The sequence below is a fragment of the Micromonospora sp. WMMD1155 genome, from assembly GCF_029581275.1.
Classification (GTDB): domain Bacteria; phylum Actinomycetota; class Actinomycetes; order Mycobacteriales; family Micromonosporaceae; genus Micromonospora.
This window is the reverse complement of record NZ_CP120742.1, coordinates 1,342,970-1,365,219: the sequence shown is the minus strand read 5'-3', so window position 1 is coordinate 1,365,219 and position 22,250 is coordinate 1,342,970. Positions and strand designations below refer to the sequence as shown.

The 22,250-nt window shown below is 70.8% G+C and carries 21 protein-coding genes, 3 tRNA genes and 2 pseudogenes; 16 read left to right on the top strand and 10 right to left on the bottom strand.

What is annotated here, in order from left to right; genetic code table 11:
• Positions 1-126: 126 nt before the first annotated feature.
• The gene (locus O7617_RS05990) at positions 127-1,224 is read left to right on the top strand and encodes a branched-chain amino acid aminotransferase (RefSeq protein WP_282262062.1); all 1,098 of its coding nucleotides are present in this window, start codon (positions 127-129) and stop codon (positions 1,222-1,224) included.
• 50 nt (positions 1,225-1,274) lie between these two features.
• Here the strand turns inward: O7617_RS05990 and O7617_RS05985 are convergent, their stop codons facing one another.
• From O7617_RS05985 to O7617_RS05970, 4 genes are all read right to left on the bottom strand, one after another.
• A complete protein-coding gene (locus O7617_RS05985; RefSeq protein ID WP_282262060.1) occupies positions 1,275-2,018 on the bottom strand; it encodes a tyrosine-protein phosphatase in 744 nt (247 codons plus the stop codon).
• A gap of 56 nt (positions 2,019-2,074) precedes the next feature.
• Complete coding sequence (locus O7617_RS05980) at positions 2,075-2,533, bottom strand: PRC-barrel domain containing protein (RefSeq protein WP_282262059.1); 459 nt, start codon at positions 2,531-2,533, stop codon at positions 2,075-2,077.
• Between the two features lie 132 nt (positions 2,534-2,665).
• Positions 2,666-3,196 carry a carboxymuconolactone decarboxylase family protein gene (locus tag O7617_RS05975; RefSeq protein WP_282262058.1) on the bottom strand — a complete coding sequence of 177 codons (531 nt, stop codon included), beginning with the start codon at positions 3,194-3,196 and terminating at the stop codon, positions 2,666-2,668.
• Between the two features lie 2 nt (positions 3,197-3,198).
• The gene (locus O7617_RS05970) at positions 3,199-3,375 is read right to left on the bottom strand and encodes a hypothetical protein (protein WP_282262057.1); all 177 of its coding nucleotides are present in this window, start codon (positions 3,373-3,375) and stop codon (positions 3,199-3,201) included.
• 314 nt (positions 3,376-3,689) lie between these two features.
• Here O7617_RS05970 and cimA point away from each other — a divergent pair, with 314 nt between their 5' ends.
• Positions 3,690-5,273, top strand: coding sequence for a citramalate synthase (gene cimA, locus O7617_RS05965; protein ID WP_282262056.1), 1,584 nt, complete (start codon positions 3,690-3,692; stop codon positions 5,271-5,273).
• 123 nt (positions 5,274-5,396) lie between these two features.
• Here cimA and O7617_RS05960 read toward each other — a convergent pair whose 3' ends face one another.
• Positions 5,397-6,404, bottom strand: a complete 1,008-nt coding sequence (locus O7617_RS05960) for an endonuclease/exonuclease/phosphatase family protein (RefSeq protein ID WP_282262054.1) — start codon at positions 6,402-6,404, stop codon at positions 5,397-5,399.
• Between the two features lie 340 nt (positions 6,405-6,744).
• Here O7617_RS05960 and O7617_RS05955 point away from each other — a divergent pair, with 340 nt between their 5' ends.
• From O7617_RS05955 to O7617_RS05915, 9 genes are all read left to right on the top strand, one after another.
• Positions 6,745-7,248: a hypothetical protein gene (locus tag O7617_RS05955; protein ID WP_282262053.1), complete on the top strand. Its 504-nt coding sequence runs from the start codon at positions 6,745-6,747 to the stop codon at positions 7,246-7,248.
• Positions 7,249-7,472: 224 nt separating this feature from the next.
• Positions 7,473-8,522: a MoxR family ATPase gene (locus O7617_RS05950; RefSeq protein ID WP_282262052.1), complete on the top strand. Its 1,050-nt coding sequence runs from the start codon at positions 7,473-7,475 to the stop codon at positions 8,520-8,522.
• A gap of 23 nt (positions 8,523-8,545) precedes the next feature.
• Positions 8,546-9,541, top strand: a complete 996-nt coding sequence (locus O7617_RS05945) for a DUF58 domain-containing protein (protein WP_282264649.1) — start codon at positions 8,546-8,548, stop codon at positions 9,539-9,541.
• The gene (locus tag O7617_RS05940; protein WP_282262050.1) at positions 9,538-10,497 is read left to right on the top strand and encodes a VWA domain-containing protein; all 960 of its coding nucleotides are present in this window, start codon (positions 9,538-9,540) and stop codon (positions 10,495-10,497) included. The genes O7617_RS05945 and O7617_RS05940 overlap by 4 nt, the downstream gene beginning before the upstream one ends.
• A gap of 35 nt (positions 10,498-10,532) precedes the next feature.
• Positions 10,533-11,417 carry a trypsin-like peptidase domain-containing protein gene (locus O7617_RS05935; RefSeq protein ID WP_282262048.1) on the top strand — a complete coding sequence of 295 codons (885 nt, stop codon included), beginning with the start codon at positions 10,533-10,535 and terminating at the stop codon, positions 11,415-11,417.
• 87 nt (positions 11,418-11,504) lie between these two features.
• Positions 11,505-11,801 carry a hypothetical protein gene (locus O7617_RS05930; RefSeq protein ID WP_282262046.1) on the top strand — a complete coding sequence of 99 codons (297 nt, stop codon included), beginning with the start codon at positions 11,505-11,507 and terminating at the stop codon, positions 11,799-11,801.
• 305 nt (positions 11,802-12,106) lie between these two features.
• Positions 12,107-12,532 carry an alternative ribosome rescue aminoacyl-tRNA hydrolase ArfB gene (gene arfB, locus O7617_RS05925; RefSeq protein ID WP_282262044.1) on the top strand — a complete coding sequence of 142 codons (426 nt, stop codon included), beginning with the start codon at positions 12,107-12,109 and terminating at the stop codon, positions 12,530-12,532.
• Positions 12,533-12,641: 109 nt separating this feature from the next.
• Positions 12,642-13,640, top strand: a complete 999-nt coding sequence (locus O7617_RS05920; protein ID WP_282262042.1) for an aldo/keto reductase — start codon at positions 12,642-12,644, stop codon at positions 13,638-13,640.
• Positions 13,641-13,713: 73 nt separating this feature from the next.
• Positions 13,714-14,310, top strand: a complete 597-nt coding sequence (locus O7617_RS05915) for a TetR family transcriptional regulator (RefSeq protein ID WP_282262040.1) — start codon at positions 13,714-13,716, stop codon at positions 14,308-14,310.
• 15 nt (positions 14,311-14,325) lie between these two features.
• Here O7617_RS05915 and O7617_RS05910 read toward each other — a convergent pair.
• Positions 14,326-14,574 (bottom strand): annotated as a pseudogene (locus O7617_RS05910) (3-methyladenine DNA glycosylase); the annotation flags it as partial.
• Positions 14,575-14,623: 49 nt separating this feature from the next.
• Here O7617_RS05910 and O7617_RS05905 point away from each other — a divergent pair.
• Positions 14,624-16,018, top strand: coding sequence for a recombinase family protein (locus tag O7617_RS05905; protein WP_282262039.1), 1,395 nt, complete (start codon positions 14,624-14,626; stop codon positions 16,016-16,018).
• 333 nt (positions 16,019-16,351) lie between these two features.
• Here the strand turns inward: O7617_RS05905 and O7617_RS05900 are convergent, their stop codons facing one another.
• From O7617_RS05900 to O7617_RS05885, 4 genes and pseudogenes are all read right to left on the bottom strand, one after another.
• Entirely contained in the window at positions 16,352-16,723 is a 372-nt protein-coding gene (locus O7617_RS05900; protein WP_282262038.1) for a hypothetical protein, read from the bottom strand.
• A 366-nt stretch (positions 16,724-17,089) separates the two neighbouring features.
• Positions 17,090-17,719, bottom strand: a complete 630-nt coding sequence (locus tag O7617_RS05895; RefSeq protein WP_282262037.1) for a hypothetical protein — start codon at positions 17,717-17,719, stop codon at positions 17,090-17,092.
• A 341-nt stretch (positions 17,720-18,060) separates the two neighbouring features.
• Positions 18,061-18,681, bottom strand: a pseudogene (locus O7617_RS05890) (3-methyladenine DNA glycosylase); the annotation flags it as partial.
• 34 nt (positions 18,682-18,715) lie between these two features.
• Entirely contained in the window at positions 18,716-19,924 is a 1,209-nt protein-coding gene (locus O7617_RS05885) for a hypothetical protein (protein ID WP_282262035.1), read from the bottom strand.
• 570 nt (positions 19,925-20,494) lie between these two features.
• Here O7617_RS05885 and O7617_RS05880 point away from each other — a divergent pair.
• The 4 genes from O7617_RS05880 to O7617_RS05865 all read left to right on the top strand — a co-directional run bounded on the left by O7617_RS05880 (position 20,495) and on the right by O7617_RS05865 (position 22,069).
• Entirely contained in the window at positions 20,495-21,298 is an 804-nt protein-coding gene (locus tag O7617_RS05880; protein ID WP_282262034.1) for a fumarylacetoacetate hydrolase family protein, read from the top strand.
• A 108-nt stretch (positions 21,299-21,406) separates the two neighbouring features.
• Positions 21,407-21,478 (top strand) — tRNA-Gln (locus O7617_RS05875).
• 134 nt (positions 21,479-21,612) lie between these two features.
• Positions 21,613-21,685 (top strand) — tRNA-Glu (locus tag O7617_RS05870).
• A 311-nt stretch (positions 21,686-21,996) separates the two neighbouring features.
• A tRNA-Glu gene (locus O7617_RS05865) sits at positions 21,997-22,069 on the top strand.
• Positions 22,070-22,250 lie beyond the last annotated feature (181 nt).

Below are 22,250 nucleotides of genomic sequence, written 5' to 3'. Positions count from 1 at the left end.
CCTGCGCGGCACGCGGTCCTGCCCGGACGGCGCTACCCGCTGAACGGACGTTCGGGGTAGGTTTTCTGGCACAGCCATGTCGGTGTGCGATCCCGCATGCCGTTGTCCCGCAGGGAGGTCAGCGCGATGAGCGGTGGTGACAAGCTCGACTTCGAGATCCGTCCGAATCCCGCGCCGGTATCCGCCGCCGACCGGGCCGCCCTGCTGGCCAACCCCGGGTTCGGCCGCGTGCACACCGACCACATGGTCACCATCCGGTACGCCGAGGGCAAGGGCTGGTACGACGCCCGGGTGGAGGCGCGTGGGCCGATCCCGATGGACCCGGCGAGCGCCGTGCTGCACTACGCGCAGGAGATCTTCGAGGGGTTGAAGGCGTACCGGACGGCCGACGGTGGCGTGACGATGTTCCGGCCGGACGCCAACGCCTCCCGTTTCGTCGCGTCGGCGCAGCGGATGGCGATGCCGGTGCTGCCGCCCGAGGTGTTCGTCGACTCGCTGCACAAGCTCATCGAGATCGACCAGGACTGGATCCCCACCGACGAGGACGGCAGCCTCTACCTGCGGCCGTTCATGTTCGCCAGCGAGGTCTTCCTCGGCGTCCGACCGGCCAACGAATACCTCTACCTGGTGATCGCCTCACCGGCCGGGTCGTACTTCAGCGGCGGGGTCAAGCCGGTCACCGTCTGGGTCTCCCCGGACTACACCCGGGCCGCTCCCGGCGGCACCGGCGCGGCCAAGTGCGGCGGCAACTACGCGGCATCGCTGGCGGCCCAGGCGGAGGCCATCGAGGCCGGCTGTGACCAGGTCGTCTTCCTGGACGCGGTGGAGCGCCGGTTCGTCGACGAGTTGGGCGGCATGAACGTCTTCTTCGTCTACGACGACAACACGGTCGTCACCCCGCCGTTGACCGGCACGATCCTGCCCGGCATCACCCGCGACGCGATCATGACGCTGGCCGCCGCGGCCGGGCACCAGGTCGAGGAGCGGCCGGTCAGCTTCGCCGACTGGCAGGCCGACGCGGCGAGCGGCCACCTGCGGGAGGTGTTCGCCTGCGGCACCGCCGCCGTGGTCACCCCGATCGGTGGGGTCCGCTTCCCCGACGGCGAGTTCCTGATCGGCGGCGGCGAGCCCGGCCGGGTCACCATGTCGCTGCGCCAGCAGTTGGTCGACATCCAGCGCGGCAAGGCCACCGACGGGCACGGTTGGGTGCATCGGGTCCTCTGACCCTCGTCACGGGGTCGGCCCGTCGGACGGACCGGCCGACCCCGCTTCGCCTACGCCTCGTTCAGCAGGTGGTCGCGGAGGGCGGCGAGTTGCTCGTCGGTCACCCCGGCGTGCCGCAGGTACGCCTCGATCGACCCGTGCCCGGCCCGCAGCTCGTCCAGGAAGATCTGCATCGCCTCGGCGGGGGAGGCCAGGAACGGCGCCGGCACGTCCACCCCGCCCGGGGTGACGGTGGCCAGCCAGGCGCTGTACCGGGCCGACGCCTCGGTGCTGAGCGCGTAGTCGGCGGTGATGTCCGCGTCGTCGACGCCGAGCACGGCGAGGGTCAGAGCGCAGACGATGCCGGTGCGGTCCTTGCCCGCGACGCAGTGCACCACCACCGGGGCGTTGGCGGAGTCGGCGATCAGCCCGACCGCCTCGGCCAGCCCGGCGGTGCCGGTCTGGGCCAGGGCGGCGTAACGGTCGGCGAGGTAGCGGGCGAGGCTGGCACCCTCCTCGTGCGGCGTACCCGACCAGTCGTCGTGCTCCGGGTGGATGTGCCGGTAGGTCAGCCCCTGGTAGGCGGGCACCCGGCCGTCGCGCTCCACCTCGGTGGGGCGGCGAAGGTCGATGACGGTGCGGATGCCGATCGCGGCGAACGCGTCCCGGTCGGATTCGGTGAGGCGGTGCAACGAGTCGGAGCGGTAGAGGCGGCCCCGGCGCACGGACCGGTCGCCGTGGCCGAGGTAGCCACCGACGTCACGGAAGTTGAAGGTGGCCGGGAGGGAGATCTGGCTGTCGTCGATGGCGTCCACGCTCACACGGTAACGGCCGGTGGGTCGGTGTCCCACCGGCCGTCGAGTGCGAACCGTCAGCGTGCCGTGCCGGGCGGGAGAGCCCCGTACGTCTCGTCGTAGTAGCCGCCCAGCCGATCCCGGTAACTCGGATCGCTGTGGCTGGTCTCGTCGTACTCCGGGGCGGCCTTGATCTGGTCCCGGGTGCGGTCGACGGAGACGGTGCGCTGGTCGTGGTCGACCTGGTTGACGGTGCCGGCCGGCAGCATCACCTTCTTGCCGAAGATCCACGGGCCGGTGTCCACGACCAGATAGCTGCCGTCCACCTCGTGGCTGGCGCTGTCGATCTTGCCGATTCCGCCGTCGGTGGCCTCGACCTTGTAGCCGACCAGGTCGGCGTCGGCCACCCCGGCGTGGTCCCGGTAGCGCCAGGGGTCGAAGGTGCCGGCCGGCGCCCCGCCGGGCACCGCGCCCTGGTCGCCGCCGCGCAGCGGGTCCGGCCCGGCGTGGGTGGCGTGCGGATCGATCCTGTCCATGCCGTTCACTCCTGACTGTCGCCGATCGTCACGGCGTCGGTGGCTGCGTTCCCCGCAGGAGCTACCCGGCCGTCGGGGGCCGGAAACGGCGGGAGCGCCGGTGCTCAGTCGGAGCCACGGTGGGCTCGCTGTTCAGCCCAGTGCGGCCTCGGCGTCCAGGGTGACCGCCGCGGCGTGCACCACGGCGGCGATCCGCAGCGCCTCGTGGACCTGCTCGGTGGTGAAACCCCGGCCGCGCAGCGTCTGCTCGTGCAGCTCCAGGCACACGCCGCAGCCGGCGATGGCCGACACGGCGAGGCACCACAACTTGAAGTCGCCCTTGTCCACGCCGGGCCGGGCGACGACCCGCATCCGCAGCCGGGCCGGCATCGAGGTGTACCGCTCGTCGCCGATGAGGTGCTTGGCCCGGTAGTAGACGTTGTTCATCGCCATGATCGCAGCGGCGGCCTTGGCCGCCTCGACACCGTCCGGCCCGAGGTGCCCGAGCGCCTCGGCCGCGATCTCCCGCACCACCAGCGGGTTGCGGGCCGCCACCGCGCAGGCCAGCGCGGTGCCCCAGGTCTGCGCCGGGGTCAACGTCGAGGCGCCGATGGTGGAGCCCAGGTTGAGCGCGATGTCCTCGGCGTACGCGGGCAGGGCCGCAGTGATGACGTCCAAGCCCATGGTCAGGCCCCGGTGATCCCCGCCGGGCCGATGACTGTGACGTCGATCGACCCGACGGAGACCCCACGCCACATGCCCTCGTGGGACGCGTGGTTGATCGTCGTGGACGCGTTGGTGACGTCCAGCGATACCCAGGCGGTGAGGCTGTGCTCAGGTAAGCGGTTACTGACGGTGAGCACAGGTCCTCCTTGCCGATGGCTCGGTGGCCATCATCGGATCCGTTCCAGATGCTTCCGCACGCCTGTTCCCGCCGGTGAACGACCTGGTTGCCGTGTGAAGCCGATCACGAGCGGGGCTCATGGCTGAACGAACGCTCAGTAACCGTCCCGCCATGTGGATTGTTTCTCCCAAATCCCGTTCGGGGTGGCAGAGTGGCGATCGTGACCAGCACCGTCCTGATTATTGCGACCTAGCGCGCCGGCCCCCCTCCGCCGAGCGCGCAGACCTCCCGCATTCGCGGGAGGTCTTTTTGTTGCTCCGAGAAAGGATCCTGATGACGTTCCAGGTCTACGACACCACGTTGCGCGACGGCGCCCAGCGCGAGGGGCTCACCTACTCGGTCGTCGACAAGCTGGCGGTGGCCCGGCTGCTCGACGAGTTCGGCGTCGGCTTCATCGAGGGAGGCTGGCCGGGCGCGGTGCCGAAGGACACCGAGTTCTTCCGCCGGGCACGCACCGAACTTCAGCTGCGGCACGCCGTGCTCGTCGCGTTCGGCGCCACCCGCAAGGCAGGCGTCGCGGTCGCCGACGACCCCCAGGTGCGTGCCCTGCTCGACGCGCAGACCCCGGCGGTGGCGCTGGTCGCCAAGGCCGACACCCGGCACGTCGAACGCGCGCTGCGTACCACCGGCGCGGAGAACCTCGCGATGATCCACGACACCGTCAGCCACCTGGTCCGCGAGGGCCGGCGGGTCTTCGTCGACGGCGAACACTTCTTCGACGGCTACCGGCACGACCCCGCGTACGGCGCGGCGGTGGTGCAGACCGCGCTCGCCGCCGGCGCGGAGCGGATGGTGCTCTGCGACACCAACGGCGGCATGCTGCCGTCCCAGGTGACCGCCGTGATCGCCGACCTGACCGACAAGCTGGGCATCGACGCCGGACTGCTCGGCATGCACGCCCAGAACGACACCTCCTGCGCGGTGGCCAACACGATCGCCGCCGTGGAGGCGGGCGTCCGCCACGTCCAGGGCACCGCCAACGGCTACGGCGAACGTCCCGGAAACGCGGACATCTTCGCGATCGTCGCCAACCTCCAACTCAAGCTGGGCCTGCCCGTCCTACCGGAGGGATGCCTGGCGCAGATGGTGCGGGTCTCGCACGCCATCGCCGAGATCGCCAACATCGCCCCCGACACCCACCAGGCGTACGTCGGGGCCGCCGCCTTCGCCCACAAGGCGGGGCTGCACGCGAGCGCGATCAAGGTCGACCCGTTGCTCTACAACCACGTGGACCCGTCGGTGGTGGGCAACGACATGCGGATCCTGGTGACCGAGATGGCCGGCCGGGCCAGCGTGGAGCTCAAGAGTCGTGAGCTCGGGCTGGACCTGGCCGGCAGCCCGGAGGCGCTGACCCGGGTCACCAAGCGGGTCAAGGAGTTGGAGGCGGGTGGTTGGTCCTTCGAGGCCGCGGACGCCTCCTTCGAGCTGCTGGTCCGCTCCGAGTTGCCGGAGGGCGGCCCGGCCCGACCGTTCACCCTGGAGTCGTACCGGGTGCTGGTCGAGCACCGCGAGGACGGCGCGGTGGTCTCCGAGGCGACCGTCAAGATCCGGATACGGGGTGAGCGGGTGATCGCCACCGCCGAGGGCAACGGCCCGGTCAACGCCCTCGACGAGGCGCTGCGGGTGGGCCTGGCCCGGCACTACCCACAGCTGCGCGACTTCGAGCTGGCCGACTACAAGGTGCGCATCCTGGAGGGCAGCCACGGCACCGGCGCGGTGACCCGGGTACTGCTGGAGACGGCCAACGGCGCCGGCCGGGACTGGACCACCGTGGGCGTGCACCCCAACGTGGTCGAGGCCAGCTGGCACGCCCTGGTCGACGCCCTCACCTACGGCCTGGCCCCCACCCCCGTCTAACCACCCCCACCCCCGCCCCTCGCTCGGTCGATCATGGAGTTGTGGTGGTGAACAAAACGGGCCTACATCCGCAAAGCACTCACCACACCTCCGTGATCGACGAGAGCGGCCAGGGGGCGGGGGTCAGGGGCGGGGGAGGGTGAGGTTGGCCAGGACGGGGCGGTGGTCGCTTCCCGGTAGGGCGAGCACCTTCACCCCGTGGACCGCTATGCGCCTGTCGACGAGCACGTGGTCGATGGTGACCGGTGGGATGAGGTCCCCGTCGTACGGCCCCCAGGTGCCGGTCAGACCCTTCCCGGTGGCGTCGGCGGCGTCGACGTACCCGGTGCCCAACAGGGCCCGCAGCGGGCCGTGGTCGAGGGTGGCGTTGAAGTCCCCGGCGAGGATCTGCAGGCCACCGTCCGGGGTGGCCGGTGGTTGAGCCTTCAGGTCGGCGCGCCACGCGCCCACCTGGTCCACCGCGTACGGCGCCGACGGATGGGCCGACTCGACACGTACCGGGGGTGCGCCGGGGACGGCCACCGTGCCGTACGCCTGGGTGAAGCCCCAGCCGTTGCGGTTGTGCCGGAGCCCGACGTCGGTCAGCGGCCACCGCGAGTAGAGCCCCGAGCCGGGTGTGCCGATCTCCGCGTTGAGCTGCCGATGCGGTAGCAGCCGGTCGAGACCGAGCTGGTCCAGGGACGCCTGTGCCTCCGGTGTGAACTCCTGCACGGTGAGGACGTCCACCTCGTACCGTCGGACCAGGTCGACGAGTGTCCGCGCGTCACCGGCGCCGGCGAGCAGGTTGGCGGTGAGCAGCCGCACGGTCGGCCCGTCCGCGGTCGGCTGCGGCGCGGCGAGCGCCCGGGGTGCGACGACGCCGAGCAGTGCCACCGCCACCACGGCCGCGAGAGCCGCCGGCCACCAGCGCCGCAGGGCGAGCGCGAGGCCCAGGGTGAGCACGCTGAAGCCCGCGACGTACGGCGTGAAGGCGAGCGCCTGGACCAGCGGCCCCCGGTCCAGGCCGATCAGCCGGACGGCGGCCCAGAGGGCGGTCGGGGTGACCGTCAGCCAGCAGAGGGTCGTGCCGAGCCGAGCGTTGCGACGTCGGCCCGACGTGGGCGCGGGCGGGGGCGACGCGTCGACGATCATGGCGGTGATCCTAGCGCCGACGCGCTCGACGCAATTTCATGAATGGTGAGGCGCTCATCTTTCACAATTGCCTGACGGCTGATTGACAGCTCGAAAAGCGAGATCAACTATTGACTCCCAGCTTTTTCCGGTGCTACGTTCCATTTGGCTCAAACGACGCAACTCTGAGTAGTAATACCAGCTCAGAGGGGGTGTGGAGCGTTGAGGAATCAACCTCTCCGGAGGAAAGCGAAAAGGTCTTCCTTCCGCTCGTCGCCGTCGCCTCGCCTATTAGTGGGCAGTCATCCGTCCCGCCCCGCGGGTCGGCCGAATTCACCCGGTCACACAAGGGGGACCTGTAATGAGTTCATTCTTCCGACGCAAGGCGGCAGCGGTCACATTCGCTGTCCTGGCGCTCAGCCTGGCCGGTGGGGGCATCGCTGTCGCCCAGCCGTCGGCGAAGGCGCCGCAGGAGGCCGTCCAGCCGGCGGCGCGCGGCACCAACGCGCAGCCGCCGGTCACCGCCGAGTCGGCCCGCATGGCGAAGGCCGCGCTGAAGGCCAACTCGACGCTCGTGGCCTCCACCACCATCGTCGTCGTCAACTCCAACGGCACCAAGGCTCGCGGCACCGGCACCGTGATCAAGTACGGCGTCGGTCAGTACGAGGTGCAGTTCGGTCACAACGTCACGGCCGGCGTCTTCGTGGCCACCGTCGGCCGGGCTGACGCCTGCTGCATTCCGCCTGCCGGCGAGATCGCGGTCGCGCCACGGCTCAGCACACCCAACGCGGTCTTCGTGCAGACCCGCACCTCGGCCGGAGTCCCGACCGACCTGGGCTTCCACCTGGTCGTCCACCTTTCCTGATCGGCTCGACGTTCGGCCCCCGCGCATCCTGCGCGGGGGCCGGACCGTTGTGGCCCGTTCTCCGGAACCCATCGGATATCCCGCTCCGCGGGGAGCGGGTGCTCTCGGTCGACTCGCGTCGGTCGTCACCCTTCCGCGCAGTTCATCCCGGTTCGGGGTGCCGACGGCCTTCTCGGCCCGCACAATCCGACGTTTGCCGGGCACCTGCCCGGGAAGCAAGCACCGTGACGGACATCTCGGACACCCTGGCCAGCGTGCCCACCTCGGTCGATCCCGAGCCGGCCGGCGTCGAGCTGGAACAGACCCTCTTCGAGGTCAAACGCGTGATCGTCGGGCAGGATCGCCTCGTTGAACGCCTGCTGACCGCACTGGTCGCCAACGGGCACTGCCTCCTCGAAGGCGTACCCGGCGTGGCCAAGACACTGGCCGCGCAGACCCTCGCCACCGTGGTCGGTGGCACCTTCTCGCGGATCCAGTTCACCCCGGACCTGGTCCCCTCCGACATCGTCGGCACCCGGATCTACCGGGCCTCCAAGGAGACCTTCGACATCGAGCTGGGCCCGATCATGGCGAACCTGGTGCTGGCCGACGAGATCAACCGCGCCCCGGCGAAGGTGCAGTCGGCGCTACTGGAGGCGATGGCCGAACGGCAGGTCTCGATCGGCGGGCGGAGTTGGCCGGTCCCGGAGCCGTTCCTGGTCCTGGCCACCCAGAACCCGATCGAGTCCGAGGGGGTTTACCAACTCCCCGAGGCGCAGCGCGACCGGTTCCTGATGAAGGTGGTGGTCGACTACCCCAGCGACGCCGACGAGCTGACCATCCTCTACCGGATGAGCACCGACCGGCCGAAGCCGCGCCAGGTGCTCGACGCCCAACGGCTGCGGGACCTGCAGGCCCAGGCGGAGAGGGTGTTCGTCCACCACGCGTTGGCCGAGTACGTGGTGCGACTGATCCTCGCCACCCGCGACCCGGGTCGGTTCGGGTTACCGGAGATCGCCCCGCTGCTGGCGTACGGGGCCAGCCCGCGGGCCACCCTGGGCCTGGTCGCGGCCGCCCGGGCGCAGGCCCTGCTGCGCGGACGGGAGTACGTGCTGCCCGAGGACATCCGGGAACTCGCCGTCGACGTACTCGCCCATCGGCTGGTGCTCTCCTTCGACGCGGTCGCCGACGGGGTGTCGGCCGAGAGCGTGGTGCGTCGGCTGGTCGAGGCCGTGCCACCGCCCCGGCTGGCCACCGGGCACCCACAACCAGCGCCGGACCTGGCGGCGGCATGAGACGAACGCCCGCGCCCGCCGTCGTGCCGGCCGACCCCGGCCTGGCCGAGCTGGCCCCCGACCAGCGGTTGCGCCGTCTGGAACTGACCGTCACCCGCCGACTCGACGGTCTGCTGCACGGTCAGTACCGTGGCCTGCTGCCCGGCCCGGGCAGCGAACCCGCCGGCAGCCGCGAGTACCGGCCGGGCGAGGACGAGGTACGCCGGATGGACTGGGCGGTGACCGCGCGTACCGCCGTGCCACACGTCCGGCAGGTCGACGCCGACCGCGAACTGACCACCTGGCTGCTCGTCGACGGCAGCGCCAGTATGGAGTTCGGCACCGCCGACCTGGACAAACGGGAACTGTCCGTGGCGGCCGTCGCGGCGGTCGGTTTCCTGACCGCGGGCGTCGGCAACCGCCTCGGAGCCCAGGTGCTGCGCGCCGACGGGGTACGCCGCTTCCCGGCCCGCGCCGGACGTACCCATCTGCTCGCGCTGCTCCGCGCGCTGCTCGCCGCCCCGCGGGCCACCGCGCCTCCCGACGGCCCGGGGCGTGCGTCCACTGTCGCCCCGCCGAACCTGGCCGACGGCCTCGACGCGGTGCACCGGATCGCCAACCGACGCGGCCTCGTCGTGGTGGTCTCCGACTTCCTCGACGGGCTGCCCGACGACCCCGACCAGCAGGCGCCCTGGGAACGGACCCTTCGTCGGATGGCCGCCCGGCACCAGGTGCTGGCGATCGAGGTGACCGACCCGCGTGAACTGGACCTGCCGGACGTCGGCCTGATCACGCTCGTCGACCCGGAGACCGGCCGCTGCCGCGAGGTGTGCACATCGGACCGACGGCTGCGCGAGCGGTACGCCGAGGCCGCCGCCGCCCAGCGCGTGCAGGTCCAGCAGGCGTTGCGCCGCAGCGGAGCAACGCACCTGCCGCTGCGCACCGACGGGGACTGGAGCGCGGACATCGTCCGGCACGTGCACGCCCAGCGTCGGCTCGCCGCCGCGCCGGCCGGCGGGCGACGGGGAGGTGCCGCGTGATCTGGGAGTCGCCGCTGCGGCTCTGGCTGCTGCTCGGCGTGCTCGCCCTGGTCGTCGCCTACCTGGTGGTGCAGCGCCGACGCAGCCGGTACGCCGTCCGCTTCACGAACCTGCGGTTGCTGGACCGGGTGGCGCCGGAGCGGCCCGCCTGGCGTCGACACGTGCCGGCCGGTCTCTTCCTGGCCATGCTGGCGCTGCTCGTGGTCGGGTTCGCCCGACCCAGCGCCGAGGTCCGGGTGCCTCGGGAACGCGCCACGGTGATGGTGGCGGTGGACGTCTCCACGTCGATGCTCGCCACCGACGTCGACCCGGACCGGTTGGCCGCCGCCAAACAGGCGGCCCGGCGTTTCGTCGACGGCCTGCCCGACGAGTTCAACGTGGGTCTGGTCGCGTTCGCGGGCAGCGCGGCCGTCCTGGTGCCGCCGAGCACCGACCGGGACGCCCTCGACGAGGGGATCGGCCGGCTGGCCGAGGGCATCACCGGTGTGCAGGGCACCGCGATCGGTGAGGCGATCTCCACGTCCCTCGGCGCGGTCAAGAGCCTCGACAGCGAGGCCGCGAAGGAGCCGCCGCCGGCCCGGATCATCCTGCTCTCCGACGGCGCCAACACCTCCGGGATGGACCCGATGGAGGCGGCGGCGGAGGCGGTGACGGCGGAGGTGCCGGTGCACGCCATCTCGTTCGGGACACCGTCCGGGTTCGTGGACCGTGGCGGACGACCCATCCAGGTACCCGTCGACGGGCAGACCCTCAAGGCGGTCGCCGAGGAGACCGGCGGCATGTTCCACGAGGCCAGCACCTCCGACGAACTGCGCGCCGTCTACGACGACATCGGCAGCTCGGTGGGCTACCGAACGGAACGGCAGGACGTCTCGGCCCGGTTCATCGGCCTCGGACTGGTCTTCGCGATGGGGGCCGCCGCCGGCTCGATGCGCTGGTTCTCCCGACTGCCCTGATCGCCGCAGAACGACGTCGACCGTGAGGAGTGCGCATGGCAGTGCAGACCGGACTGGGCGAACCGCGCGGTCCCTGGTTCATCTCACCGGAACTCGACCCGGACGGGCGCGCCTGGTGGGAGCCGCCCGAGCGGGAACCGGGCAGTCGACGGTCCCGACGGCTGCTCGCCGCGCTGGCCGTGGTGGCGATCTCCACGGTGTCGGGCGCCGTCGCCGGTGGCGTGGTCGCTGGGCGGTACGGAGATCCGGGCGCGTCCGCCGCGTCCGCCGCCCCGGTGCCGGCCGAACTGGTCACGGCGGCGGAGCGGACCGTACCCGGGGTGGTGTCGGTGCTGGCCGGCGGCGCGACCGCCGGCTCCTCGGTCGCCGGTTCCGCGACCGGCACGTCCGCGACCGGCTCCGGATTCGCCGTCGACGACCAGCAGCACCTGATCACCAACGACCACATTCTGGCCAAGGGCGGCGGCGGTCCGGTGACGGTTGAACTGCCCGACGGCCGACGGTTCGCCGCCCAGGTGGTCGGCCGGGAGCCACGAAGCGACCTGGCGGTGCTGAAGGTTCCGGCGTCGGCCGGCCTGACCCCGCTACCCCTGGCCAAACCCGGCGCGACCCGGGTCGGCGAGCCGGTCCTCGCCGTGGGTTCGCCGCTCGGTCTGGCCGGGACGGTCACCGCGGGCATCGTCAGCGCGTTGGACCGGGAGGTGCGACTGGGCAACAACCGGCACACCGCCGTGCAGACCGACGCGTCCATCAACCCCGGCAACTCCGGCGGACCGTTGGTCAACGCCCGGGGCGAGGTGGTCGGAGTGAACACCGCCATCGCCACGATCGACGGCAACGGGTCGATCGGCATCGGGTTCGCCATTCCCATCGACCAGGTCCAGCAGACCGCCGACACCATCATCGGCAAGGGTGGCTGAGCTGCCCGGACAGCCGCCAGTGTCAGATATCCGGCCGCACGGCATCGGGCCATGGAAATATCACTGTCGGTCTGGATACTGGCGGAGGTGGAGCGTCCTCTTCTCGCGGTCCTCCTGCTGGTGGGCCTGTTCATCGGATGTGCAGTGGGGTCGGCGTACGCCCGGGCACGACGCGGGTGGAACGATTACCAGACCGTCAAGAAATCGGTGCCGGGCGCCCGTCGAGGCGCCTGGTTGCTGATCCGTGGCGTCGCCGTGAAGGCCGGGGTGATCGCCCTGCTCCTCTTCGGAGCGGTGGCGTACGCGGCCGTCGGCTCGGACGAGGAGACCGCCGGGCCGGCACCCAGCCAGTCCCCGACGCAGAGTGCACCTCCGCGCCGCTAGGACAGCACCTCGGCACCTCGGCGCCGCTGCGCCGCTGCGCCGCTGCGCCGCTGCGCCGCTGCGCCGCTGCGCCGCTGCGCCGCTGCGCCGCTGCGCCAAGATCCGCGCAACTTCCCTGATGGTGCTGCCTCGGGCGGGCGGGAGGCAGCACCATCCCCGATGTTGTGCGGATCTTCCGGACGGGTGCCCGGCCGTGGATGCCGGCGGCCGACGTTGTCGGCGGGGCGCGGCGGACGGCGCAGACCGGCCACGGGGTTGGGCCGGGGCCCGACCTTCGGCGGTTCGTGGCGGGTTAGCCTCAGGGCGTGGACGACGGACTGCGGGTGACCGACCGGTGGGTCGTCCCCGCCGGGGAACTGCGGGAGCGCTTCTCCCGCTCCTCGGGGCCGGGAGGGCAGGGGGTCAACACGGCGGACTCCCGGGTCGAGCTGAGCTACGACCTGGCCAATTCGCCTGCCGTGCCCGAGTCGCTGCGGTCGCGGGCGATGGCCCGCCTGGCCAACCGCCTGGTCGACGGGGTGTTGACGATCGCCGCCAGCGAGCACCGCGCCCAACTGGCCAACCGGGAGGCGGCCCGGGAACGGATGACCGCCCTGCTGCGAGAGGCCGCCGCGCCCCCTCCGCCGGCCCGTCGAGCGACCCGCCCGTCCCGTGGGGCCAAGGAACGCCGACTGGCCGAGAAGAAGCGCCAGTCCCAGCGCAAGCGCGACCGCCGCGCCGACGGCGAGTAGTCGATCCTCCTTCGTAGGGTCGGGCCTGTCGTGCCCGTCACTGACAGAATCTGGAATCTGTCATCTGAAGGGTGTACGTTGATGAGGTCACCCCAGGAGAGGAAGACCCATGAACACCCGCACCCTCGGCACCGCCGGCCCGACCGTCTCCGCACTCGGCCTCGGCCTGATGGGCATGTCCGACCTCTACGGCACCACCGACGAGGCCGAGAGCATCGCCACCATCCACGCCGCGCTCGACGCCGGCATCACGTTGCTCGACACCGGCGACTTCTACGGGATGGGCCACAACGAGATGCTGCTGCGCGACGCGCTGCGTGGCCGCAACCGCGACAACGCGGTGATCAGCGTCAAGTTCGGCGCACTACGCGACATCGAGGGCGGCTGGAACGGCACCGACCTCCGACCCGCCGCGATCAAGAACTTCCTGGCCTACACCCTGCGCCGGCTCGGCACCGACCACGTCGACATCTACCGCCCGGCCCGCCTGACGCCGGACGTGCCGGTCGAGGACGTCATGGGCACCCTGGCCGACCTGGTCAAGGCCGGTCACGTCCGGCACATCGGCCTGTCCGAGGTGAGCGCGGAGACACTGCGTCGCGCGCACGCCGTGCACCCCGTCGCCGACCTCCAGCTCGAATACTCGCTGATCTCCCGCGACCCCGAGGCGGAGATCCTGCCGACGGCCCGCGAGTTGGGCGTCGGCGTCACCGCGTACGGGGTGCTGTCCCGGGGCCTGATCAGCGGTCACTGGTCGCCGCAGCGCCAGACCGGCGTCACCGACTTCCGCAGCCACCTGCCCCGGTTCGCCGGCGCGAACCTGGACCACAACCTCGCCCTGGTGGACGCGCTGCGCACCGTCGCCGAGGCTCGTGGCGTCACCGTGGCCCAGATCGCCATCGCCTGGGTGCTGTCCCGGGGCGAGAACATCGTGCCGCTGATCGGTGCCCGCCGCCGGGAACGACTGACCGAGGCGCTCGGCGCGGCGGCGTTCACCCCGACCGAGGCCGACCTCGCGGCGATCGAGGCCGCCGTCCCGTCCGGCGCGGCCGCCGGCTCCCGGTACGGCGAGGCGCAGATGGCGCTCCTGGACAGCGAGCGGGCATGACCACCGTGCCGTGGCGCGACCGTCGGCCGGGGGTCGCGCCACGGCCCGTGACCCGGTCAGGAAGGCTGGAGTCATGAGCGACGCCACCGCCCTGACGGCCGACCGGATCCTCGACACCGCCGAGGAGGTGCTGCGCCGGTACGGGCCGGCCAAGGCCACCGTGCTGGACGTCGCCCGCGCGCTGAGCGTCAGCCACGGCAGCGTCTACCGGCATTTCGCCAGCAAGGCCGCTCTACGGGAGGCGGTCGCCGAGCGGTGGCTGGCCCGGGTTTCCACCCCTCTGATCGGGGTGGCCACCGGTGACGGGCCCGCGCCGGAGCGGCTCCGCCGCTGGCTGGCGGAGCTGAGCGGCACGAAGCGCCGGATGGCCCGGGAGGACCCGGAGCTGTTCGACAACTTCCACCAACTCGCCACCCTCTCCGAGGGGGCGGTCGCCACCCACCTCGAGGTCCTCGCCGGTCAGCTCAGCGTGATCGTGGCGGACGGGGTGGCGACGGGAGAGTTCACCGTGCCCGACCCGGCGGTGGCCGGTCGGGCGATCCTGCAGGCCACCGCCCGCTTCCACCACCCGGCTCACCGCACCGAGTGGGACGAGTCGGGGCTCGACGACGACCTGGCGGCGGTGGTGGACCTGCTCATCGACGGCCTGCGTACCCGTCCGACGAGCTGACCCGGGCGGCCGAGGTCAGGCCGGGACGGCGTTGAGGAGCCGCTCGCGCAGAACGGCGCCCCGGTCGGCGAAGGCCCGTTGTGCCGCCGCGTACTCGGCCCGACCCTCCGGGGTCTCCACCCGCACCGGCGGGTAGCCCAGCGCCGCCAGGTCGTACGGGCTGGCCCGCATGTCCAGTGTGCGGATCTCCGTGGCCAGCTCGAACGCGTCGGCCACCAGCTCCGAGTCGACCAGCGGGGACAGCTTGTACGCCCACTTGTACAAACCCCTGCGTATCCTCATCCCAGGCAAGTTCGAGGGAGGGAACGCAGGGATGGACGTCGTCATCTACGCACGGCTCAGCCTGGACAAGATGGGTAACGAGCTGGGCGTTGATCGGCAGCTCGAAGCTTGCCGGGAGTTGGCAGCTCGTCAGGGCTGGACGGTGACACGGGAGCTGATCGACAACAGCATCAGCGCCACGACCGGCCGGGTCCGGCCGGCGTTCGAGAAGCTGCTCACCCTGAGCCCGAAGCCGGACGCCATCATCGTGTGGCATCTCGACCGGCTCGTCCGCCTCACCCGTGAGCTGGACCGGGTGATCAGCTACGGCGTACCCGTCCACGCCGTGACCGCAGGGATGCTGGACTTGAGCAACCCGACAGGCGTCCTGATGGCGAACGTGGTCACGGCGTTCTCCCAGTTCGAGGGTCAGCAGAAGGCTGCTCGTCAGCGTCTGGCAGCCACGCAGCGCGCTTCCCAGGGGCGGCCCTGGTGGTCTGCTCGACCCTTCGGATACGAGCGTGACGGAACACCTCGTGGTGGTGAAGCCGAGGCCGTCCAGCGTGCGTACCAGGATCTGTTGGCGGGGCGCTCCCTGTTGTCGATCGCCGAGGAGTGGAACCGTCAGGGCATGGTCACCACCAGGGGGAGGAACTGGACGGGAGCAAGTGTTCGTCAGCTCCTCATGTCCGCCAGGAACTGCGCTATCCGGACGTACGCAGGGGATGAGGTCGGCCCTGGTAACTGGGATGCCCTGGTGCCCGAGGAGATCTACCGGTCCGCTGTCCGTGTGCTCAACTCTCCGACCCGCAAGGCCGGTGGTGGCGGTCCCCGTCGCAGCCTGCTGACGGGCGTCGCTACCTGCGCCAAGTGCGGTGGCCCCATCCGCACGGCATGGCGTGGGCGCAAGGGCGAGGAGGGTAGCTACGCCGTCTATGAGTGCAAGTTCAAGCACTGCGTATCCCACCGTCAGGACGAGGCTGACACCATGGTCAGTGAGCGTGTGATCCGGTTCCTGACCGCGCCGCAGTTCGCGGAAGCGTTCGAGCAGAGCGAGGATGACCTGCCTGTTCAGCAGATGAGGGACGAGCTGGGGAGCCTGCGGTCACGGCTCGACGATCTGGCCACCGACTACGCTGCCGGACTCGTCACGCGCTCGCAGTTCCTGACTGCATCCCAGACCATGCGCAGCCGCGTGGATGAGCTGGAGGATCAGCTGTCCCAACTGGGAGGTGACAGCGCCGTCAAGGGCGTCACCGGGATGACGGACGAGCAGGTGCGCCGTCACTGGGACGGGTTGGACGTAGACCGCAAGCGCTCCCTGATCCTCGCGGTTGTCGTGACCTGTCGTCTCCGCCAGAAGGGGCGTGGCGTCCGCCGCACCGATGAGCGGCATGTCGATGTGTTGTTCAGGGCGGGAGACCCCGCGAAGGTCGCGAGCATCTGAGCCAGGGGAGGAACCGAACCGGGAAGAGGGCCCCGAAGGGGCCCATCTTCGGGTTCCTGATCTTCGGGTTCTCCGCCGACGCACGAACACCAGGGAGCGCAGCGATCCTGTGGCGCGGACGCTTCGCGTCAGTGCCCCTGCATTCCAGTGCTACTGGTATCCAGCTATACAGATAGAGACCCCTTCGGGGTCTATCTAAGATCTACTGCTTAGAGGTTGTAGATCTACAGCAGAACAGCACTACTCCTACGGAGTAGTTCCTTGGTACGCGCACGCGGGGGCGCGCGCCTACGCGCGTAGGCGGTACATCCTCCCCGGCTTCCTGCCGCTGCATCACCCTGCCGACGCTGGCGCTCCTGACAGCTCACACAGCAGTTCCTGCGAGAGCCGCAACGGTGCGAGGAGGTCTCGCACGTATGCCGCACGTTGTTCGTCGCTGGCGTCCTGCCACCACTCGCCGGCCTGAGCCAGGTGAGCGCGGACGGCCTCTACGCGGTGGGGGTGCGCATCGGCGTTCCGCCAGGTGCGCCACCCTTGGCCCGGGTCGGCGGCCTCAAGGGCGTCAACCAGGCGATGCTGGATGGCGGCTATGAACGGGCTGCCTGCGTAGACGCTTCCAAGATCCTCGGAATTGCACTCCATGAGCATCCGATGAAGCGCCAGGACCTCGTGATAGCCCTCGACTCGTACCGCCTCGACATCCACCGCTCAAGCTTGCCCGATGCCGTCGGCCTAGCTCTTGGCCGGCTCCATCACGCCCTGAGGACCTTCAACCCTCCCAGAGCGCCGCTGAGTCATCGAGTTGACCTTGGGTATACCCGTATACCCTCCGGCCCTGAGCGTGGCTCTCAGGCCGGTCTACGGGCTTGTCTGGGTGGTGATCCAACTCCTCATCATACTGCCGCCGCCTCTCCGGGGGCAAGGAGCTGGCCGTTCGAACCCTGTTATGGCTGGCGGGCCAGCGCTGTCTTCCCAGGTCAAGAGCCAGATCCCCGCTTCTGGGCAACCTCGGAACCGGGGCAAGATGGCGGATGCTATGACGTAGCGGTGCGGAGAGGGTGTCTCAGGGGGTCATGCCCCCACCCTTGCCGGTGGCTCCGCTCCCTCAAGCAGCGCCGCACACACATCGATCAACCGGGCGCGTAGTCGGCCCGCGCGCTGCGAGAACTCGCGTTGACGAGCGACGTACTCGGCCTTGCCCTCGGGTGTCTCGATGGCCACCACCGGTTCCCCGTAAGAGGAGAAGTCGTACGGGGACGCCTGCATGTCGAGCAGCCGGATGTCCCTCGCCAACTCGAAGCAGTCGAGCGCCAGATCCCCCGGAACCGCAGGGCCCAGCTTGGCTGCCCACTTGTGGCAGTCCATCGAGGCATGCAAGCAGCCCGGTTGGTCAAGCTCTACCTGGCTCTCCCTCGTTGGTTGGAGCCGGTTGAGGCTGACCGCGTCAGGGGTGAAGAACCGGAACGCATCGAAGTGCGTGCAGCGGATCTGGTGAGACTCGACCACCGCGTCAGTTCCCTCTTGCCCAAGTCGCAGGGGGAGCGGATGCCGATGCTCACGTTGGCGGTACACCATCGCCCACTCATGCAGGCCGAAGCAGCCAGTGAAGGCTGGCCGCGACGCGATCGCGGACAACAGCCGATGGACGAAGCGTACCGACTCAGCCCGGTCGGCGAGGAACGCTGTGACGTCGAAGCTCACGACTCCGTCCGCATCCGTGGCGTACCAACGCCACTGTCGGTGTGGGGCAGAGCCGTTCGGTCCGGGCTCCAAGGAGATGCCGACGCCCGGGTGCCAGCGTCGGAGCACGGAGGGCCTGGTGCCGTAGTAGTCGTACAAGAAGTCATCGATCGCGTGGCGTTCCCTCGTGGCCTTGCGGGCGCGGTGGCCTGCGGTAAGGGAGTCGGCGCGCTTCTCGTGAGCTGCCAAGAGGGGAAGCCAGCTTGCGGCGGGGATGCTGGTCAACGGTTCGGACCCTTGTTGTCCGCTTCGTGCCGCTTGCATACCCCCCACCTCTGAGAGGTGCCTGAGTTGCGCTTACGCAGATCTATGTTGGCGTGCAGGCACCCCGGCTGTTCCAGGGCGTGCTGCGTCTCCCGGGTCGGCGTGAGCAGGTTCAACCGGCGGGCCGGCGGTGTGAAGAACCGGAACGCGTCGAAGTGGCTGCACCGCACGCCCCGCTCCTCGACGACAGCGGCGGTCCGCTCCGGGCTCAGTCGCAGCGGCCAGGCGTTGTGCCGCAGCTCCGCCTGGGTCTGCCGGTAGACCATCGCCCACTCGTGCATCCCGAAGCAGCCGAGGTGTGGCGCCCGCCCGCTGGTGGCCGCCAACAGGGAGCGGATCCAGGTGATCGACTCGCCGCGCCGCGCGCGTACCCCATCGGTGTCGAGGGTGACCCCGGCGGTGGTGGCGCGGTAGTCCCGGCCGAACTCGGCCGGGTCGGCGTCGTGCAGCTCGACCCCGGCCCCCGGATGCCAGCGCCGTAGCTGGGCCGGACGGTGCGAGTAGTAGGTGAACAGGAAGTCGGCCACCGGATGCCGCTCACCGCGCCGGCGGCGGGCCAGGTGCGGTGTCAGCCAGACGTCCACGCGCTCCTCGTGGGCCCGCCGACGGGCCCGCCACTGCGCGGCGTCGAGCACGGCGGGGGCGAGGGCGGCGGTCACGCACCCCAGGGTACGACCGCCGCCCGCGCACCGGTCAGGGCATCTGCACCCGAACCCCGGCGGAGAACACGCCGCTGCGCAACTCCAACTGCCGGGGTGGGTCTCGACCGTCGACGGTGAAGACCAGCGGGAGCACCATCCGGGTGCCCGCCGCCATCGGGGCGGCGAAGACGTCCCGCCCCAGGTTGGCCGCCCGGGTGGCCGGCTCGTCGGTGGTCACCCAACGCCCACCGGGCAGGTACGCCCGTTGCAGTTGGCTGTGCCAGGGCTGGTGGTCGCCGGTGACGTTGCGCACGCCCACGGTGGCCTGGCAGCGGCGGCCGTTGGCCGGTGCCGCACCGCCGTCGGTCTTTCCGGCGGAGCCGGGCGCGCCGCAGGTCATCCGGTACACGGTGAACTCGAACGCCGACTCCCGCAGCGGCACGCCCACCGGACCGGTGACCCCGGTGCCCATCCACGCACCGCTGGTCGGCTGCTTCTGGGTGTCGATCTGCGAGACCTGCCGGGTCGCGGTCCACCCGGCGGTGCCGACGACACCGGCCAGCACCGCGACGGCGGCGCCCACCAACAACCAGACCGGTGGGGTACGCCGACGCCTCGTCGGCCCCGGCGTCGCCGGCCGTGGATAGATCGTCCCCCGTCCACCGGTCGGCCCGCCGCCACCGGCCAGCGCGGCGGCCGTCACCCGACGCCCGCGCCCGCGTCGACGTCGCCACACCCACACCAGGGCCGCGCTGATCAGCAGCAGGACCGCCAACCCGGCGAGCAACACCGGGTACCGCCGCCAGGGTGGTGCCTCGGTGACCTCGGCCGGCGGTGCCGCCGCCGCCTTCCAGGTGGCCGTGGCGCAGTCGTACGGCCGGGTGCCGTCGCTGGTGAACGCACACGCCGGGGCGGTGAGTGGTTGGCCGGGCGCGGTCGCGGCGAACGCCGTACCCAGAGTGGTGGAACTGTGTGCCGGCAGCCTCAACCGCCAGGTCACCTCGCTCGTGGAACCGCCGGCCCGGGTGGATCGGCCGCCGCCGCTGATCGCGGTCGGCGACGAGCCGGGTGGCAGTTCCTGGCGCACGGTGGTCTCCACCGGCGCGTTGCCCACGTTGCGGACATGGATCCGGTACCTCGGCGCCGGGCTGTTCTCCGGCGCGACCGCGACGGTGACCTGTTGCGGCGGCGCCGACGCCGGTGCCCGGGTGGGTGGTGCCATCGCCGGAGGCGCCGACGGTGGGGTGGGCTCGGTCACCATGGCGACCATCGCGGCCGGTGGCCGGGTGGTGGCCGGGGTCCGTGTGGTGGACGTCTCCGTCGGTGGCCGTGCGGCGCTCGGTCGTGGCGTCGCGGCACCGGGCGGCACCGCCGTGGTCAGCCGTGGCGCGCCGGCCCGTGGTCGCGGTGTGGCCGCCGCTGGTGGCGGCGTCCCGGCCGTTGATCGCGGCGCGGCAGTGGATCGTGGCGCCGCCGTCGGTAGTGGCCCTGCCGTTGGTGCTGGCACGCTGGACGTCGGTGGTGACGTGGCGGCCGGTGGTCGTGGCGTGGCCGCCGCCTCCGGCGTCGCGACCGGCAGGGCCGGCACAGCGGCGAGGATGCCGAGGCAGTGCACGAACACTGCGAGGGCCCTGTGGTGTCGTGTCGATGCAGGCATACGAACGAACCTCCGGAGCCGACGGTAGGGGCGCGCCGCATCCGTGCGGGTACGAAGTCCGGAAGACCGCCCCGCTCACCTCCTGCTCCGATAGGGTGCCGCGCGGTGACGGGTTGAGCACATCCCACTGCCGGTAGTGGCCGGTCGAGGTGTCGGCGGGGCTAGATTGGCCGGGTGCGTATCGCTCGTTTCGCCCATGCCAAGGGAATGTCGTTCGGTGCCGTCGAAGGCGAACCGGAGGCCGGGCCGCAGGGCCTGACCATCGCCGAGATCGAGGGGCACCCGTTCGGCAAACTCTCCTTCAGTGGGGCCCGTTGGGCCCTCTCCGACGTTCGGCTGCTCTCGCCGATCCTGCCCAGCAAGGTCGTCTGTGTCGGCCGAAACTACGCCGACCACGCCGCCGAGCTCGGCAACGACGTGCCCAAGGAGCCGCTGCTGTTCCTCAAGCCGTCCACCTCGGTGATCGGCCCCCGGGACGCCATCCGGCTGCCGATCTTCTCCAAGCAGGTGGAGCACGAGGCGGAACTCGCTGTCGTGATCGGGGCGCCGGGCGCGCGCCGCGCCGACCGGGCCGCCGCCGAACGCGCGATCTTCGGCTACACCTGCGCCAACGACGTCACCGCGCGGGACCTCCAGCGCTCGGACGGGCAGTGGACCCGGGCCAAGGGCTTCGACTCGTTCTGCCCGATCGGTCCGTGGATCACCACCGGTCTGGACGTCTCCGACCTGGAGATCCGGTGCGAGGTGGGTCGCAACCCGGAGGAGATGGAGGTACGCCAGCTCGGCCGGACGAAGGACATGGTCTTCGACGTACCGGGCCTGGTGTCGTACATCTCGCACGTGATGACTCTGCTGCCCGGCGATGTCGTTCTCACCGGCACTCCGGCCGGGGTTAGCCCGCTCGTCGAGGGGGATACGGTCACCGTGCGGATCGACGGCATCGGCGAGCTGACCAACCCGGTGGTTCCCGTCGCCTGATTCGCTGGATGCCCCTGTTTCCGCAGCTCAGAGGTGGTTCGGGGGGATCCGATTTGGCCTGCTGGCACCGGGAGGGTAAAGTTCACTCCCGGCGCCGCAAGGGGCCAATGGGGTATGGGGTAATTGGCAGCCCGACTGATTCTGGTTCAGTTAGTCTAGGTTCGAGTCCTGGTACCCCAGCGCTGCTGGAATTCGTAAGAATTTCAGACGCTGGATTCTGACGGAGTTCGGCTCCGCCCTTCCGGGGGCGGAGAGTGGTCTCTGGTAGAGTGCAGCTCCTCCGCCCGCGAGGGTGGGGGAGCGAAAGTTGTTCTGGCCCCGTCGTCTAGCGGCCCAGGACGCCGCCCTCTCAAGGCGGTAGCGCCGGTTCGAATCCGGTCGGGGCTACATTGTGCACAGCCCGTCTCACCTGGTGAGGCGGGCTGTTTCGTGTGTGTGCTCATGCTCGCCCCGCAGCCCGCCGGCTTGATCGACTGGGCGGCTTGATCGACTCGGAATTCCTGAGACCGTGGTGTCCTGCGCGCTCTGACAGGCCGATTTCATGAAACGCGAGTTGATCTGAGCGGCGCCGCCCCACGTGCTGCCGTTCCTGGCGCGGCGCCCGACCCGGCGAGCCCGGACCCCGTTCTCGCGCCCGCGGGCGGTGCCGTTAGACTACTGCCGCACCGCCCGCGAGGGTGGTGAACGCACGAAGTTCTGGCCCCGTCGTCTAGCGGCCCAGGACGCCGCCCTCTCAAGGCGGTAGCGCCGGTTCGAATCCGGTCGGGGCTACAACCACAGGCTCGTCTCGCTCCCGCGAGGCGAGCCTTTCCTCATGTCCCCGCCCCGCCCCCCGCTCTCGGTGATCAAGAGGATTGCGTCACCGCTTCCGGCGTGTCGTGACGCAGACCTCTTGATCACCAGAGGAGGCGGGGTCCCTGCGCTGGGAGACAGCAACATCGGGGATGTTGCT

Coding starts and splice junctions, on each gene's coding strand:
- O7617_RS05990 (WP_282262062.1), top strand. CDS start 127: ATGAGCGGTGGTGACAAGCTCGACTTCGAGATCCGTCCGAATCCCGCG.
- O7617_RS05980 (WP_282262059.1), bottom strand. CDS start 2,533: ATGGACAGGATCGATCCGCACGCCACCCACGCCGGGCCGGACCCGCTG.
- O7617_RS05975 (WP_282262058.1), bottom strand. CDS start 3,196: ATGGGCTTGGACGTCATCACTGCGGCCCTGCCCGCGTACGCCGAGGAC.
- cimA (WP_282262056.1), top strand. CDS start 3,690: ATGACGTTCCAGGTCTACGACACCACGTTGCGCGACGGCGCCCAGCGC.
- O7617_RS05960 (WP_282262054.1), bottom strand. CDS start 6,404: ATGATCGTCGACGCGTCGCCCCCGCCCGCGCCCACGTCGGGCCGACGT.
- O7617_RS05955 (WP_282262053.1), top strand. CDS start 6,745: ATGAGTTCATTCTTCCGACGCAAGGCGGCAGCGGTCACATTCGCTGTC.
- O7617_RS05935 (WP_282262048.1), top strand. CDS start 10,533: ATGGCAGTGCAGACCGGACTGGGCGAACCGCGCGGTCCCTGGTTCATC.
- O7617_RS05920 (WP_282262042.1), top strand. CDS start 12,642: ATGAACACCCGCACCCTCGGCACCGCCGGCCCGACCGTCTCCGCACTC.
- O7617_RS05915 (WP_282262040.1), top strand. CDS start 13,714: ATGAGCGACGCCACCGCCCTGACGGCCGACCGGATCCTCGACACCGCC.
- O7617_RS05905 (WP_282262039.1), top strand. CDS start 14,624: ATGGACGTCGTCATCTACGCACGGCTCAGCCTGGACAAGATGGGTAAC.
- O7617_RS05885 (WP_282262035.1), bottom strand. CDS start 19,924: ATGGTGACCGAGCCCACCCCACCGTCGGCGCCTCCGGCGATGGCACCA.